The organism is Edaphosphingomonas fennica (genome assembly GCF_003034225.1).
In the GTDB taxonomy this organism is placed as follows: domain Bacteria; phylum Pseudomonadota; class Alphaproteobacteria; order Sphingomonadales; family Sphingomonadaceae; genus Sphingomonas_E; species Sphingomonas_E fennica.
This window is the reverse complement of sequence record NZ_PHHF01000081.1, coordinates 49,990-64,861: the sequence shown is the minus strand read 5'-3', so window position 1 is coordinate 64,861 and position 14,872 is coordinate 49,990. Positions and strand designations below refer to the sequence as shown.

The 14,872-nt window shown below is 68.2% G+C and carries 14 protein-coding genes; 8 read left to right on the top strand and 6 right to left on the bottom strand.

Annotation, left to right across the window (positions count from 1 at the left end; genetic code table 11):
* Positions 1-9 precede the first annotated feature (9 nt).
* The gene (locus CV103_RS20575) at positions 10-582 is read left to right on the top strand and encodes a DNA-3-methyladenine glycosylase I (RefSeq protein ID WP_070936021.1); all 573 of its coding nucleotides are present in this window, start codon (positions 10-12) and stop codon (positions 580-582) included.
* A 28-nt stretch (positions 583-610) separates the two neighbouring features.
* On the opposite strand, the gene CV103_RS23130 is transcribed toward CV103_RS20575, so the two are convergent.
* The 4 genes from CV103_RS23130 to otsB all read right to left on the bottom strand — a co-directional run bounded on the left by CV103_RS23130 (position 611) and on the right by otsB (position 4,834).
* A complete protein-coding gene (locus CV103_RS23130) occupies positions 611-736 on the bottom strand; it encodes a hypothetical protein (RefSeq protein ID WP_269078702.1) in 126 nt (41 codons plus the stop codon).
* A 128-nt stretch (positions 737-864) separates the two neighbouring features.
* Complete coding sequence (locus CV103_RS20565; protein ID WP_015458019.1) at positions 865-2,271, bottom strand: alpha,alpha-trehalose-phosphate synthase (UDP-forming); 1,407 nt, start codon at positions 2,269-2,271, stop codon at positions 865-867.
* The gene (locus tag CV103_RS20560) at positions 2,268-4,064 is read right to left on the bottom strand and encodes a glycoside hydrolase family 15 protein (RefSeq protein WP_015458018.1); all 1,797 of its coding nucleotides are present in this window, start codon (positions 4,062-4,064) and stop codon (positions 2,268-2,270) included. The genes CV103_RS20565 and CV103_RS20560 overlap by 4 nt, the downstream gene beginning before the upstream one ends.
* Complete coding sequence (gene otsB, locus CV103_RS20555; protein WP_107396032.1) at positions 4,061-4,834, bottom strand: trehalose-phosphatase; 774 nt, start codon at positions 4,832-4,834, stop codon at positions 4,061-4,063. Before otsB ends, CV103_RS20560 begins: the two co-directional genes overlap by 4 nt.
* Positions 4,835-5,155: 321 nt before the next feature.
* Here otsB and CV103_RS20550 point away from each other — a divergent pair, with 321 nt between their 5' ends.
* The 5 genes from CV103_RS20550 (at position 5,156) to CV103_RS20530 (ending at position 9,682) form a co-directional block, all read left to right on the top strand.
* Entirely contained in the window at positions 5,156-7,018 is a 1,863-nt protein-coding gene (locus CV103_RS20550; RefSeq protein ID WP_107396031.1) for a methyl-accepting chemotaxis protein, read from the top strand.
* A 41-nt stretch (positions 7,019-7,059) separates the two neighbouring features.
* The gene (locus tag CV103_RS20545; RefSeq protein WP_107396030.1) at positions 7,060-8,454 is read left to right on the top strand and encodes a DcaP family trimeric outer membrane transporter; all 1,395 of its coding nucleotides are present in this window, start codon (positions 7,060-7,062) and stop codon (positions 8,452-8,454) included.
* 29 nt (positions 8,455-8,483) lie between these two features.
* Entirely contained in the window at positions 8,484-9,101 is a 618-nt protein-coding gene (locus tag CV103_RS20540; RefSeq protein ID WP_107396029.1) for a peptidylprolyl isomerase, read from the top strand.
* Positions 9,102-9,109: 8 nt separating this feature from the next.
* A complete protein-coding gene (locus CV103_RS20535) occupies positions 9,110-9,388 on the top strand; it encodes an acylphosphatase (RefSeq protein WP_041864828.1) in 279 nt (92 codons plus the stop codon).
* Between the two features lie 102 nt (positions 9,389-9,490).
* Positions 9,491-9,682, top strand: coding sequence for a hypothetical protein (locus CV103_RS20530; protein ID WP_015458012.1), 192 nt, complete (start codon positions 9,491-9,493; stop codon positions 9,680-9,682).
* A gap of 40 nt (positions 9,683-9,722) precedes the next feature.
* On the opposite strand, the gene CV103_RS20525 is transcribed toward CV103_RS20530, so the two are convergent.
* Complete coding sequence (locus CV103_RS20525) at positions 9,723-10,340, bottom strand: TetR/AcrR family transcriptional regulator (RefSeq protein ID WP_107396028.1); 618 nt, start codon at positions 10,338-10,340, stop codon at positions 9,723-9,725.
* 104 nt (positions 10,341-10,444) lie between these two features.
* Here CV103_RS20525 and CV103_RS20520 point away from each other — a divergent pair, with 104 nt between their 5' ends.
* A complete protein-coding gene (locus CV103_RS20520) occupies positions 10,445-11,257 on the top strand; it encodes an SDR family oxidoreductase (RefSeq protein WP_015458010.1) in 813 nt (270 codons plus the stop codon).
* 105 nt (positions 11,258-11,362) lie between these two features.
* Entirely contained in the window at positions 11,363-12,037 is a 675-nt protein-coding gene (locus tag CV103_RS20515; protein WP_107396049.1) for a YidH family protein, read from the top strand.
* 222 nt (positions 12,038-12,259) lie between these two features.
* On the opposite strand, the gene CV103_RS20510 is transcribed toward CV103_RS20515, so the two are convergent.
* Complete coding sequence (locus CV103_RS20510) at positions 12,260-14,629, bottom strand: TonB-dependent receptor (RefSeq protein WP_015458008.1); 2,370 nt, start codon at positions 14,627-14,629, stop codon at positions 12,260-12,262.
* Between the last annotated feature and the right edge of the window lie 243 nt (positions 14,630-14,872).

Below are 14,872 nucleotides of genomic sequence, written 5' to 3'. Positions count from 1 at the left end.
GCCCCCCTCATGACATCGCATCCGCCGCACCGCTGTGGCTGGGCCGAAGGCGATCCGCTGATGCGGGCCTATCATGACGGCGAATGGGGCGTGCCCGAGCGCGACGGCCGCGCGCTCTGGGAAAAGCTGATGCTGGACGGCTTCCAGGCCGGCCTCGCCTGGATCACCGTGCTGCGCAAGCGCGACGCCTTCCGCCGGGCCTTCGCCGGCTTCGATCCCGCCACGGTCGCCCGTTTCGGCGAGGCGGACGTCCAGCGCCTGCTGGCCGATCCCGGCATCATCCGTTCCCGCGCGAAGATCGAGGCGACGATCGGCGCCGCCCGCCTCTATTGCGACATGGCCGATCGGGGCGAGGATTTCGCCGCTTATTGCTGGTCCTTCACCGAAGGCCGCGTGCTCATGGGCGACGGCGTGAACTTTCCCGCCACTACCCCGCTATCGGAACGGATATCGAAGGATCTGAAGCGCCGGGGCTTCAAGTTCGTCGGCCCCACCATCGTCTATGCCTGGATGCAGGCGGTGGGCATCGTCAACGATCACGCGGCCGCCTGCTTCCGCCGCGATCAGGTCGGGGCGCCGTAATCCGGCAGGTCGGGTAGGCGCCGGCCCCTCACCATTCCCGGCGGCGCAGGAAGATCGCGGCGATCGCCGTGCCCAGCGCCCAGGTCGCCAGCACCAGCGGGAAGGTCAGGATATATTTCAGCAGATAGAGCCGATCGATATCCCGTTCCGTCAACGCATCCTCCCTGTTCGGCGCGGCCGGCATGATAGCCGGTTCAGCGGCCGGGGTTAAGCCCGTGCGGCGCTCGATCCTTGCCGAGGCGCGATGCGTCGGCATCTCGGCGCCCCGATATTATGCCGCTATCATGCCGCCGCGCGGTCGGCCGGGGCCTCGGGGTCGGGGGCGGCGAGAAGGGCGGTGAAGCGGCGCTGCCACCACAGCACGTCCTCCTGCTCCACGCCGTCCATCAGCGCGCGCCAGCGGCGGATGCGTTCGGCGCGCGGCATGGCGAGCGCGCGGGCGATGGCGTCGGCGACGTCCTCGGCGCTGTGCGGGTTGACGAGCAGCGCCTCGCCCATCTGCTCGGCCGCGCCCGCGAAGCGGGAAAGGATCAGCACGCCGGGGTCCTCCGGGTCCTGCGCGGCCACATATTCCTTGGCGACCAGGTTCATCCCGTCGCGCAGCGGCGTCACCAGCCCGATGCGGGCGGCGCGATAGATGCCGGCCAGCTCGTCGCGGGGATAGCCCTTGTTGACGTAGCGGATCGGCACCCATTCCACGTCGGCATATTCGCCGTTGATCCGGCCCGAAAGCCCGTCCAGCGCCGCGCGTATCTCGCGATAGCTCTGCACGTCCTCGCGCGAGGGCGGGGCGATCTGGAGGAGGAACACCCGCCCCAGCGCCTCGGGATGCGATGCCAGGAAGCGTTCGTAGCCGAGGAAGCGTTCCTGCAGCCCCTTGGAATAATCCAGCCGGTCGACGCCGATGATCATCTCCCGCCCGTTGGCGCTGATCCGCATCCGCTGGAAGGCGTTGAGCGCGTTGGGCTGGTTGGCGCTGTCGCGGAAGGCCTGGGTGTCGATGCCGATCGGGCAGGCGACGGCGCGGATGCTGCGTCCGTTGAGCGTGATGATGTCGTCCGCGCCGATCACGGCGCCCGGCAGCTCGGCGCTGACATAATCGAGGAAGGAATCCAGCCAGTCGCGCGTGTGGAATCCGATCACGTCATAGGCGAACATCGCCTCCACCAGCTCGCGATGGTTGGGAAGCGCCAGCAGGAGCTGCATCGGCGGCCAGGGGATGTGGAGGAAGAAGCCGATCCGGTTGGTCACGCCGCGTGCGCGCAGCTCCGCGCCCAGCGGGATCAGGTGGTAATCATGCACCCACAATATGTCGTCCGGCTCGATCAGCGGCTGCACCGTCTCGGCGAAGCGCGCATTCACCCGTTCATAGCCCTCGGCAAAGCCGCGCTCGAACTCCGCCACGTCGATGCGATAATGGAAGAGCGGCCACAGCGTGCGGTTGGCGAAGCCGTTATAATATTCCTCCACGTCCTGCGGCTCCAGATCGACGGTGGCGGTGGCGACGCCGTCGTGCCGCTGGAAGTTGATATGGCCGGTGAAATGATCGGTCTCCCCGCCCGACCAGCCGAACCAGATGCCGTTGCTTTCCCGCAGCGCGGCCGAAAGCGCGACCGCCAGCCCGCCCTGGTTGCCCGCGCCGTCGGCGGCCGGCTGCACCCGGTTGGAAATGACGATCAGGCGGCTCATCGCACGGAACTCCACGGCTTGCTCAGCAGGACCGCGCAGTTGATCAGGCCCACGAGCGAATAGGTCTGCGGGTAATTGCCCCAGAGTTCGCCCGTCACCGGATCGATATCCTCCGAAAGCAGCCCCGCCCCCGTGCGGCGGCCGAGCATTTCCTCGAACAGCGCACGGGCATCGGCGATCCGGCCCGTGGCGTTCAGCGCCTCGATCAGCCAGAATGTGCAGACGTTGAAGGCGGTTTCGGGCAGGCCGAAATCGTCTTCGGTGGCATAACGCAACATATGGCTGCCACGCCGCAGTCCTTCTTCCACCGAAACGAGTGTGCCGTGGAAGCGCGGATCGGCAGGCTGAAGGAATCGCAGGTCGAGCAGTTGGATCAGGCTGGCGTCCAGGTCGTCGCCGTCGAAGGTGGCGGATATCCGGCCCGTTCCCTCGCGCCAGGCGGATCGTTCGATCTTCTCGCGGATCGCATCCGCCCGCGCCTGCCAGAAGGCGCGCCGGTCCTCCAGCCCCAGCGCCTCGGCGGCATTGGCCAGCCGGTCGCACGCCGCCCAGCACATCGCGGCGGAATAGGTGTGGACATGCGCGCGCGTGCGCAATTCCCACAGGCCCGCATCGGGCTTGTCGTGCATCGCCCAGGCCCGCTCGCCGATCGGCTCCAGCGCGGTGAAATCCTCCAGCCCCGCCACGCGGTAGAGCCGCTGGTCGAAGAAGGCCTGCACGTTGGAAAGCACGATCTGGCCATAGGCATCGTGCTGGATCTGCTCATAGGCCTGGTTGCCCACGCGCACCGGCCCCATGCCGCGATATCCGTCCAGCGCGGGCGCCTCGCGCTCCGGCAGCAGCGCCTCGCCGCCGACGCCGTAGAGCGGCTGGACATGGCCGCCCCTCGCATTGTCGACGATGTTGCGCAGATATTCGAGATAGCCTTCCAGCACGTCGAGCGCGCCCAGCCGGTTGAGCGCCTGCACGGTATAATAAGCATCGCGTATCCAGCAGTAGCGATAGTCCCAGTTACGGCCGGAATCGGCATGTTCGGGGATGGAGGTGGTGAGCGCGGCGACGATCGCGCCGGTCTCCTCATGCTGGCAGAGCTTGAGCGCGATCGCCGCGCGGATCACCGCTTCCTGCCATTCCACCGGCGTCGCCAGCCCGCGCACCCAGCGCCGCCAGGATGCGATGGTCAGGTCCAGCATCTGCTCGGTGGCGTGGCGCACGTCGTCCGAAAAGCTTTCGTCCGGGCCGAAGAAGAAATGCAGCGGCCGTTCGACGCGGAACAGCCGCTCATCCTCGATCCAGCCGATCGGCGCGTCGGTGGTCAGCCGCTGCACGCTTTCCGCCAGGATGTAGCGGATATGGTTGGAACCGCGCGTGCGCGCCGCCGCATGGGCGCCCCAGTCGCGCGCCGGGCGCAGCCGCACGCGGATGCGCGGGCTGCCCGATATCGGTCGGACGATGCGGACGAACGCCACCGGCCGATACATGCGGCCGTTGCGGGTGAAGCGCGGGCAGAAGTCCGTCACCTCCACCACATTGCCGCGCCCGTCATCGTGCCGCGTCACCAGCACGGGCGTGTTGCGGATATAATGCTGGGTCGTCTCCGCGCAGTCCTCCAGGTCGATCTCCCAGAAACCGCGCGCGCCCTCGGCCGCGGGCGGGTTCGCATCCAGCAGCGAACAGAATAGGGGATCGCCGTCCACGCGCGGCACGCACGCCCAGACGAAACGGCCGCGCCGGTCCACCAGCGAGGATACCTGGCAATTGCCGATCGGCCACAGGTCCAGCGTCGCGGTCATGCGTGCTCCCCCGCCAGCCAGGCGCGCACGGCGGCGCTGTCGGCCAGCCCATAGCGGGCGGCGCTCTCGCGGGGCGCGCCCACCAGCACGCCGCAGCCGCCAAGCTCGGTGGCGGCGACGAAGCCCGGCTCGTCGGTCAGGTCGTCGCCGATGAACACGGGCCGCGTGCCCGCCATCGGCGGCCGCCCCATCAGCCCGCGCACGGCCACGCCCTTGTCGCTGCCCGGCACGCGCAGCTCGATCATCATATGGCCCGGCTGCACGGCCAGCCCCGTCTCGGCGCCGATCCGCCGGGCGAGGCTGCGGGCTGCAACCTCCGCCGCGGGCGCCAGCCGGTAATGCAGCGCCGCGCCGAAGCTCTTGCTTTCCACCATCACGCCGGGATGCGCCTCGGCAAAGGCGCGCAGCTCGGTCTCGGCCGCGTCCAGCGTCTCGGGCCGCACCGGATGGGCGCTGATCCCGTTCCAGCGATGCTCGGTGCCGTGGCTGCCGGAAAGCGCGATCAGCTGCGCCACCGGCCCCAGCATGGCATCGAGCTGGGCGATCGATCGCCCGCTCACCACCGCGATGCCGCCTTCCGGCCGGTCGTGCAGCCGCATCAGCAGCGCGCGCAGCCGCTCGTCGGCGATCACCTCGTCCGGCCGGTCGATCAGGTCGACCAGGGTGCCGTCGAAATCGATGAACAGGCTGGCGCCCTCCAGCAGGCCGGCGGGCGGCTCGGGCAGGCGCGGTGGCTGGGGCAGGGGGCCGCGGTCCACGGCTGGATTCATCGATAACCTCTTGTCTTGTCAGGCGTGCCGGAACGCGGCGGACGCGGGGCACCCTGCAGGGACGCGGGAAGGCCGCTTCGGGTTCCCGTGGGGGGATGGCGGCCGGCAAGGTTAGCCGCTTTGGGGCCGTGGCGTAACCCTTGTGCCTGCATATAGGTTCGGATCGGACTTTTATTTGATGTTTTGTAACGTTCTACTTCACCGTCAAAGTCACGGTGACGTAGCGTCAACCTCTGCGGCAAATACGTATAGAAGATCGCGTCGCCGCCGATCCCCCTTTGCCTCCTCCTATAATGCACCATGCGAATTTTGGAGGTTTCAATGCACCGCTTGAAGATCGGCGGGCGCCTCAACCTTGTCAGCCTGGCGGCGTTGACCGGCCTGGTCGTGGTTCTGGCGCTCTCCCTGTTACGGCTCGATACCGTGATGCGCGACGATATCGCGGATCGCACCCGGAAGACGGTGGAAACCGCCCACAGCGTGCTCGTCCACTATCAGAAGCTGGAAAGCGCCGGCGCGATGCCGCGCGCCGATGCGCAGGCCGCCGCCCTGGCCGCGATCCGGGCGATGCGTTACGGCAAGGACGAATATTTCTGGGTCAACGACATGCAGCCGCGCATGGTGATGCACCCGATGAATCCCGCCCTCGAAGGCAAGGATGTCGGCAACAACACCGATGCGGACGGCATCTACATGTTCCGCGAAATGGTGAAGGTGGTTCAGGCCGGGGGCGAAGGTTTCGTCAACTATAGCTGGGACAAGCCCGGCGCCAACGGCGCCCAGCCCAAGATATCCTATGTGAAGGGGTTCGCCCCCTGGGGCTGGATGATCGGATCGGGCGTCTATGTGGACGAGATCCGCGCCGCCGTGATGAAGGCGGCCTATGTGCTGGGCCTCGCCGTGCTCGCCGTGATCCTCGCGGTCGGCAGCCTCAACTGGTTCCTCAGCCGTTCGATCTCGCGCCCCGTGGTCGCGCTCACCCAGCGGATGCGCACGCTGGCGGAAGGCGATACCGGCTCCGCCATTCCCGGTCTCGATCGCCGGGACGAAGTGGGCGAGATGGCGGCCGCGCTCGGCGTGTTCCGCGACGCCGCCGTCGCCAAGGCCGCGGCGGAGGCCGAAAAGGCGCAGGCCGATGCGGAGCAGCAGTTCGTCGTCACCGTCGTCTCGGATCGGCTGGCCAGCCTGTCCGACGGCGATCTCACGGCCGCGATCAGCGAGGAATTCCCGCCGGCCTATGCCGCGCTCAAGGGCAATTACAACACGGCGGTCGGCAATCTGCGCGACATGATGACGGCGCTGGCCAACTCGGCCGATGCGATCCGCACCGGATCGGGCGAGATCGCCCAGGCCTCGGAAGACCTCGCGCGCCGCACCGAAGCGAACGCCGCCAGCCTGGAGGAAACCTCCGCCGCGCTCAGCCAGATGGAGGAAAGGCTGCGCTCCACCGCCGCCGCCGCCGTCCACACCGCGGGCCAGGCGAACGAGGCGATCGCCATCGTCGGCTCCGGCCGCGCGACGGCGGACGAGGCCGTCGGCGCCATGGGCCGCGTGTCGGAAAGCGCGCAGGGCATCGACAGCGTGATCGAGGGGCTGGACAAGATCGCCTTCCAGACCCGCGTTCTCGCCATGAACGCGGCGGTCGAGGCCGGCCGCGCGGGCGAGGCGGGGCGCGGCTTCGCGGTCGTCGCCGATCTCGTCAGCGCGCTCGCCATGCGTTCGGAGGAGGAGGCCAAGCGCGCCCGCGAGCAGCTTACCGCCACCCAGTCCGATATCGTCATGGCCGTGGATGCCGTGCAGAAGGTGGACGGCGCGCTCGCCAATATCAGCGGCAGCGTGGAGGAAGTGCACAAGCTGGTCGCGACGATGGCGTCGGACAACCAGGCCCAGTCCGCCACGATCAGCGAGATCACCACGGCCGTCGGCGCCATGGACCAGTCCACCCAGCAGAATGCCGCGATGGTGGAGGAGACCTCGGCCGCCGCGCGCAATCTCGCGGGCGAGGTCGAGGCGCTGTCCGAACGCTCCTCGCGCTTCCGCACGGGCGCGCCGGTCGCGGCCCGTCCGCGGCTTGCCGCCTCGGCATCGGTGGCCCCGCCCCGCCCCGCGCCGCGCCCGCTGCCGATGGCGCAGGGATCGGCCGCCGTGGACGTGTTCGCCGATCAGGACTGGTCCAGCTTCTGATCCGACGCCAGGGGCGCCGCGACTTTTCCGGGAGAGGTTTGATGATGACGAAGTGGCTCCGGCGGGCGATGCTCGCCGGAACCGCCATGGCGGGCTGCGCCTCCGCGCCCGCCATGGCCCAGCCCACCGATCGCGAAGCGGCGCTGGAACGCCGGCTGGGCGAGCTGGAGGCCGCGCTGGCCGATCTGCGCGGGCAATTGTCCGCGCTGCGGGCCGGCAATGCGGCGCCGCAGGCTTCTGCGGCGGCGGCGGCTCCCGTGGCGGTCGCCACCGCCGGGGTCGCTCCTCCGGCCGCGCCGCCGGCCCCCGCTCCGGCCGCCCCGCGCGACGGGTTCAGCGTCGCCGGCACCACCGTGAAGATCGGCGGCTTCGTGAAGGCGGTCGCCGCCTTCAGCCGCTATGATGACGGGCCGATGCCGGCGGGCTCCACCGGGCGGGATTTCTACGTGCCCGGCACCACGCCGGTCGGCGGCCGCGCCGATCGCTCGTTCGAAGCGAATGCCAAGCAGACGAGGCTTGCGATCAGCACCGCCACGCCGCTGCGCGATCATGAGCTGAAGGGCCTGGTCGAGGTCGATTTCCAGGTTTCGCCCGGCACCGGCAACCAGCGGATCACCAACGCCTATAATCCAGGCCTGCGCCGCGCCTTCTTCACCTTCGACGATGCGCTGATCGGGCAGGAATGGAGCAACTTCCAATATGTCTCGGCCCTGCCGGAGACCACCGATTTCCTCGGCCCCAGCGAAGGCACCGTGTTCGTCCGGCAGGCCCAGTTCCGCTACGCCTTCCGGCTGGCCAGGGGGCTGACGCTGGCGATCGCGGCGGAAAATCCCGCCACCACCGTGCTCGCGGCCGGCGGCAGTTCCGCGATGGTGGAATATGATCAGGATCGCGTGCCCGATCTCACGGCGCGCCTGAACCTCGCGGCGGGGCCGGCGGAGCTGTCGCTCGCGGGGCTTGCCCGCCAGCTCACCGCCGATGGCGCGGGCGGCGTCGATCATGCCTTCGCGTGGGGCGTCTCCGCCGCCGGCAAGATCGGCTTCGGCCCCGCCCGCCGCCACGATATCCGCTTCATGCTCAGCCACGGGCAGGGCATCGGCCGCTATGTCGGCCTCAACCTCGCGCCCGATGCGATATTGGGGGCGGCGGGGCTCGACACTGTCGGCGTCACCGCCGGTTTCGCGGCGCTGCGCATCGGCTGGACGGAACGGCTCCGCTCCACCGTCTCGGGCAGCTTCCAGTCGGCGGATTATCCGCACCTCGCCATCGCTGCCGACGCCAATGACAGCGCGTGGAGCGCGGCGGCCAACCTGTTTTATTCGCCGGTGAAGCAGTTCGACATCGGCGTCGAATATCGGCGCGGGGAACGGCGCCTGGTCTCGGGCGCCACCGGCCAGCTCGATCGTATCGAGGTCGCCGGCAAGTACAGCTTCTGATGGAAGGCGAGGGCGATTAGGCTCGGGCCATGCACCGCCGATTCGTCCTCGCCGCCCTCGGCCTCGCCGCCGCCTTTCCCGCTCTCGCGCAGGAAGCCGCTGCCCCGCCGGAACCCGCGCCGGCGCTCGCCCATGTCCGCCTGCAGACCAGCGAGGGGGATATCCTGCTGGCGCTGGAAAAGGATCGCGCGCCCGTCACCGCCGCCAATTTCCTCCGCTATGTCGACCAGAAAAGGCTGGACGGCACCAGCTTCTACCGCGCCACCAGGGTCGCGCCCGGCTTCGGCCTGATCCAGGGCGGCGCGCGCAACGATCCCAGGCGCGCCCTGCCGCCGATCGCGCATGAGCCGACGAGCAAGACCGGCCTCACCCACGCGGACGGCACGATATCCATGGCGCGCGCCGCGCCGGGCAGCGCGACCGGCGATTTCTTCATCACCGTCGGCGCGATGCCGACGATGGATGCGGACCCGTCGCAACCCGGCGACAATCTGGGCTTCGCCGCCTTCGGCCGTGTCGAACAGGGGATGGACGTCGTCCACCGCATCCTCGACGCGCCGGTTTCGCCCACCGAGGGCGAAGGCGCGATGCGCGGGCAGATGCTGGCGTCCCCGGTGAAGATCATCACTGCGCGCCGGGTGGATTGAGCCGGGCGATGGCCGTCAGCCGCCACCTTGCCATCCACGGCCGGGTCCAGGGCGTATTCTATCGCGGCTGGGCGGTGGAAACGGCGCGGGCGCTGGGCCTTTCCGGCTGGGTGCGCAACCGCCGCGACGGCAGCGTCGAAGCGGTGGTGACGGGCGATGCGGCGGCCGTCGCGGATTTCGTGGCCCGCTGCCACGGCGGCCCGCCCGCCGCCCGAGTCGATCGGGTGGACGTTACGGAAACCGCCCCCGCCACCGCCGCCGGTTTCGAACAACGGCCTACGGAATAAGCCTTTTCCCGCACGCCTCATCACTTCGGCGCATCCGTCTTCCATTCGGGAGGATCATGGCTAGGATGAGGTATCGGGAGGGGGCCACGAAGGAGGCCTTCGATGTTCGGAATGACCGCCAGTTTCTGCGAAAGGCGCGCGCTGGAGGAATTGCGCGCGGCGGAAGAGGCCACCTGCCTCGAAGCCGCAGCCTCGCACCGCCAGCTCGCCCGGGAATTCGCCGCCAGGGCACGGGCCTTGCGCGCGGAGGCGGAAGCCGCGCGGCATATCCAGATCGACGCGGTCGCCGGCTGATCGTCGTCGCGGCCGGCGGTCGCGAACGCGCCCCGCCGGGTCAATCGCGCGGCGCGATCCCGTTCAGGATGATGCCGGTGATGTCGTCGATCAGATTTTCGTCCGCCGCAACGGACGACATCAGCATCCGCGATAGCACCGCGCCGATCGTCACGTCGAAAAAGGCGTCCGGGTCCACGTCGGCGCGCACCATGCCCTTTGCCTTGCCCTCGTTCACGATGCGCCGCATGTCCGCGCGGGCGGCGGTTTCGATCGGAAGCTGCAACTCGCGGCGCAGCGCCGGGTCGCGCTGGATGGCGGCGAACAGCCCCAGGCTGGCGGCGCTGATATCGGGCAGGCAGTATCGGCGATAGGATTGCTCGATCAGCGCGCGCACCTCGCCGGCCATGCCCTCCTCTTCGGTCACGTCCACGAAATGCACCTCGTCGCCGCCATCCTCGTTGGCGATGCTGCTCAGCAGGTGCGCCTTGGTCGGCCAGCGGCGATAGATGGTGGCCCGCGTCACCCCCGTGACCTGGGCGATGGCGTCGAAGGTCAGCGCGTCGATGCCCCCTTCGCGCAGCAGCCGGCGGCCGGCGGCGATGATCGTCGCGTCGGTCTCCGGCTTGCGCGGGCGGCCGCGGCCCCGGCTGGGGGCGGGCGGTGGAGATGCGGTCATCGATGGTCCTTGGGCGTCATGGCCATAAATCTATGCATCCTGCATCCTAATTGGTCACGCCATGAATTGCCGGGCAGGGTGGCTTTCGCCTAACAATCCGGGTCATGGCAACCGCTTCTTCCATCTCATCTTCCCTTTCCCGATCCACCCCGCGCCGCGTGGCGCTCGTCACCGGCGCCGGCCGGCGCATCGGCCGGGCGATCGCGCTCAGGCTGGCGGCCGCCGGCTGGGATGTCGCGATCCATTGCGGTCATGGCGTGGAGGAGGCGGAGGCGGTCGCCGCCGAGGTCGCCGATCGCGGCGCGCGAGCGGCGGTGCTGCCGGCCGAGCTGGCGGACGAGGCCGCCGTTTCCGGGCTGGTCGATCGGTCGGTCGAAGCGCTCGGGCCGCTGGCGCTGCTCGTCAACAATGCCTCCACCTTCGAACAGGATAGCTTCGGCGCGCTCGATCCGGCCCTGTGGGATACGCATTTCGCGGTGAACCTGCGCGCGCCGGTGGTGCTGGCGCAGGCCTTTGCCGCGCAGGTGAAGGCCGCCGACGTGCGGGGCGCCGCCATCGTCAACCTGCTCGACCAGCGCGTGCTCCGCCCCAATCCGACCTTCTTTTCCTATGGGCTCACCAAATCGGCGCTGTGGACGGCGACGCAGATGATGGCGCAGGCGCTGGCGCCGGCGATCCGGGTGAACGCCGTGGCGCCCGGCCCGGTGCTCGCTTCCTGCCATCAGGATGCCGATCTCTTCGCGCGCGAGGCGGCGGGCACCCTGCTCGAACGGCCCAGCCCGCCGGACGATATCGCCGATGCCGTGCTCTACCTGGCCGGCGCGGCTTCGGTCACGGGGCAGGTGATCGCGGTCGATTCCGGCCAGCATCTCGGCTGGCGCACGCCCGATGTGGTGGCGGTGGAACGGCCGGGCTGAACCGTCCGCGACGGGGATAATCCGGTGGCAAATCAGGGTTGCGCCTGATTGGCCGCCGCCGCTGCGTGCCTTATCGCCGGGCGATCCGCCGGGCTGGAGGCGCCGATGATATCCCTTTCCGAACTGCTCGGCGGCCGCCCCGAAAAGCGGCGCTACGATCCCCCGGCGGATAAGCCGCTGGATCAGACCCACGGCGCCGTCCCGCCTTATGATTTCCCGCCGGAGCTTGCCCGCGCGCTGGCCGGCAAGTCGGAGGAGGAGGTTTCCTCCCTCCTCTCCAAATTCCGCACCGGCCTTTCGGAACACCGCACCCGCCTGTCCGAACATCGCACGGACCTTTCGGAGCATCGGACCGACCTTTCCGATTACCGGACCGAATTGTCCCACGCGCGGACGGAGATGTCCGAACATCGCACCAAATTGTCCAATGATCGCTCCCACCTCTCCAACGAGCGCACGCACCTCTCTTATGTGCGCACCGCCGTTTCGCTGATGAGCTTCGGCATCACCATCAATCGCTTCGCCGTGTTCCTGGCGGAAGGGAAGGGCTATGACGATCGCATCGCCACCCGGCGGATGTGGAGCACCGAGCAGTTCGGCCTCGGCATGGTCGTCGTCGGCATCATATTGCTGATCTGGTCGCTGTTCCGCTATCGCGCGATTCACGCCCAGCTCCTGTCGCAGGAATTTCGTCCCCCCGCCGTTTCGGTGATGCTGCTCACCCTGGCGATCATCGCGCTCGGGGCGGTCTCCTCGGTGATCCTGATAACCGTGAAGTGAAGCCTCGGGCGCGGGGGGCGCCCGCCTGCCTCCCTCCGGCGTCCGCCGGATCGGCGGGGGAGGGTGGCAGGCGGGCACCGCGGAATACGCTCCCCCTTCAGGCGCGTCCCGCGGTCCGGGCATTTCCCGTCCGGGCGATGCCGCCGGCCGGGAAATTCCGAAGGTCGGGCGTCCGGGGCATGATCCGCTCGGGCGGAAAATGCCCCGGCGCCGTTCCGTCGATCAGAACTTCAGCGACAGATCGATGCCATAGGTGCGGCCGCGATCGGGGATCGTCACCTGGGTGATGGCTTCGGGGCCGAAGGGGGCGCGGTTGACGTTGAAGACATTCTTCACCCAGCCCGAAATGCCGATCTCGGTGCCCCTGATCGGCAGCGAGGCGATGCCGGCGCGGGCATCGGCCAGGATATATTTCTTCACGTAGGAAAGCCGGTCGAGTTCCGGGATGCCGGACGAGAATTCCGTTATCACCGCGCCCGAACGATAGCGGGAATCCAGCGCGACGTAGAAATTGCCGCCGTTCGCCATTTCCGGGAAGTCATATTGGCCGCCCAGCCGCGCGGTCCATTTCGGCGTGTAGGTCGGGCGGATCTCGTCGCTCCGGTCGATGCCGTTCTGGATATATTCCTTATATTTGAAATTGGTGTAGCCGAAATTGGCGTTCAGCGTCAGGCCGTCCAGCGGCACCGCCTCGAACTCGCCTTCCACGCCCCAGATCCGGGCCTTGCCGGCATTGCGGAACGCCTGCACGCCATTTTCGAAGGATTGGACCTGCATGTCCTTATAATCGGAATAGAAGGCGGCCAGGTTGGCGCGCAGGCGGTTGCCGAACAGCTGCGATTTCACGCCCGCTTCGTAGCTGATCAGCTTTTCCGGGTCGTAGGGGATGGCGCCCAGGATGCCGCCGGCGACATAGCCGGTCGCGACCTTGGCATAGGTGGTGACGTCGTCGGTCGGCCGATAGGTGGCGATCGCGGTATAGTTGAACCGCTTGTAGCTGGTCTTGTAGGTCTGGCCCGCCGCCAGCCCGCCGCCCTGCGCGGAGGAAACGCTGATCAGGTCGGTCGAACGATCGTCGATCGTGTAGCGGCCGCCGAAGGCGAGGTCGAACTGGTCGGTGGCGTGCCAGGTGAGCTGGGCATAGCCGGCCATGGAGTCGTTGACCGCGCGGGTCTCCGTCACGCCGTTGCCGAAGATCGCGTCGAACGGCGTCGCCGTCACCACGCCGTTCGCCACCGGCAGCATCACGCCCAGCACGTCCGTGGACGGCGAATTTTCGTGGAAATAGAACAGGCCGGACGTCAGGTCGAACCGGTCCCAGTTGAACAGGAACTGGGTTTCCTGGGTGAACTGCTTCTGCTTCGTCTCGCGCGCGGTCAGCAGCGCGAAGAAGCTGTCGTTCGGGCCGGGCTGGTTGGCGTCGTCGAATATGCCGGGGATATCGTTCTGCAGCAGCGCGCCAAGCTGCGCGCCGCTGAAGCGCAGGCCGCCGCTCGACGACAGGTCGTAGGTATTCGGCTTCTGGTGGAACTTGCGATAGGCGGTGATGCTCTTCACCGTCAGCACGTCGCTCACGTCCCAGGTCGCGGTCAGGTTATGGCCCTGGGTGATCACATGCTCGCTGCTGGTGGCGTTGGCCACGGCGTCGAGCTGCTTCTTGCCCGCGTTGACGATGCCGCCGGTCAGGGGTTGGAAGCCCACCACCACGCCGGCCAGCACGCCCGCGCCGCCGGCCGGCGAGCCGAGATACTGCACCGCGCGCCCGCTCGTCCGGGAATCGGTGTAATCGAAATGATAATCGATCTTCAGGTCGTCCGAAGCGTCCACGCGCGCCGCGAGCTGGAAGGCGTCGACATTCTTGCCGCCCAGCCGCTTGGCATATTTCAGCGTGCCGAAATCCGGGCGGATCTGGCTGAAGTCCAGCGTCTTGCCGGCGATCAGATTGTCGGTATCGCCCTCCATCTCGTCATGCAGGTAGGCGAGCTTCACGCTCAGCGGGCCGAGCGCGGGCAGGTCGACCACGGTGCGCGATCGCATGGCGTTGTAATTGCCGTAGGAAAGCTGCTGGCGCACGCCGAACTCGCCGGTCGGGTTGGCGCTGATCAGGCTCACCGCGCCGCCGGTGGAGTTGCGGCCGAACAGCGTGCCCTGCGGGCCGCGCAGCACTTCCACGCGCTGCAGATCGGCGAGGTCGAAGATCGCGCCCACCGAACGGCCGATATAGACGCCGTCCAGATACACGCCCACCTTGGGGTCGACCGCGTTGTTCGATGCGCCCGATGCGATGCCGCGGATCTGGAACAGCGGGATGGATTGCTGGCCCTGGCTCGTCACCTGCAGGTTGGGGGCATAGCCGCTCAGCGCCGCGACGTTGACGACGCGGGCATTGTCCAGCGCTTCGGAACTGAGCGCGGTCACCGCCACCGGCACCTTCTGCAGATTTTCCTCGCGGCGCTGCGCGGTGACGACGATGTCTTCGAGTCCGCCGCCGCTGCCGTCGGCGGCGGCGTCCTGCGCCATGGCGGGGATGATGGCAGCCGCGTTCGCGGCCATGGCCAGCGCCGATGCGGCGGCCAGATAGGCAATCCTCATTCTCTTCCTCTCCTGAAGTCCCGAAAAGCGGTGTTGTCCGGTCGGGGCCGGCATTCTTGTTTCGCGATTGGGTCTGTTTCCGGCGGGGTGCCGGGCGGCCTAGCGCATAGGCGCTCCACCACGGGCGCCGGATTCGCGGCGAATGCGCAAAAGCACCACTAAAGTGGAAATGCGATTCATTTTGCGAATCCTCTCGCTACCCGAACCATGCAGATGGTCATTTTTATTTTCGGACCTCGTGTA

Bases quoted from the DNA above. Each gene is read 5' to 3' on its own strand.
- CV103_RS20520 (WP_015458010.1), top strand. From the start codon at position 10,445: ATGGCAACCGCTTCTTCCATCTCATCTTCCCTTTCCCGATCCACCCCG.
- CV103_RS20515 (WP_107396049.1), top strand. From the start codon at position 11,363: ATGATATCCCTTTCCGAACTGCTCGGCGGCCGCCCCGAAAAGCGGCGC.
- CV103_RS20545 (WP_107396030.1), top strand. From the start codon at position 7,060: ATGATGACGAAGTGGCTCCGGCGGGCGATGCTCGCCGGAACCGCCATG.
- CV103_RS20575 (WP_070936021.1), top strand. From the start codon at position 10: ATGACATCGCATCCGCCGCACCGCTGTGGCTGGGCCGAAGGCGATCCG.
- CV103_RS20565 (WP_015458019.1), bottom strand. From the start codon at position 2,271: ATGAGCCGCCTGATCGTCATTTCCAACCGGGTGCAGCCGGCCGCCGAC.
- CV103_RS20535 (WP_041864828.1), top strand. From the start codon at position 9,110: ATGGCCGTCAGCCGCCACCTTGCCATCCACGGCCGGGTCCAGGGCGTA.
- CV103_RS20525 (WP_107396028.1), bottom strand. From the start codon at position 10,340: ATGACCGCATCTCCACCGCCCGCCCCCAGCCGGGGCCGCGGCCGCCCG.
- CV103_RS20550 (WP_107396031.1), top strand. From the start codon at position 5,156: ATGCACCGCTTGAAGATCGGCGGGCGCCTCAACCTTGTCAGCCTGGCG.
- CV103_RS20510 (WP_015458008.1), bottom strand. From the start codon at position 14,629: ATGAGGATTGCCTATCTGGCCGCCGCATCGGCGCTGGCCATGGCCGCG.
- otsB (WP_107396032.1), bottom strand. From the start codon at position 4,834: ATGAATCCAGCCGTGGACCGCGGCCCCCTGCCCCAGCCACCGCGCCTG.
- CV103_RS20530 (WP_015458012.1), top strand. From the start codon at position 9,491: ATGTTCGGAATGACCGCCAGTTTCTGCGAAAGGCGCGCGCTGGAGGAA.
- CV103_RS20560 (WP_015458018.1), bottom strand. From the start codon at position 4,064: ATGACCGCGACGCTGGACCTGTGGCCGATCGGCAATTGCCAGGTATCC.
- CV103_RS20540 (WP_107396029.1), top strand. From the start codon at position 8,484: ATGCACCGCCGATTCGTCCTCGCCGCCCTCGGCCTCGCCGCCGCCTTT.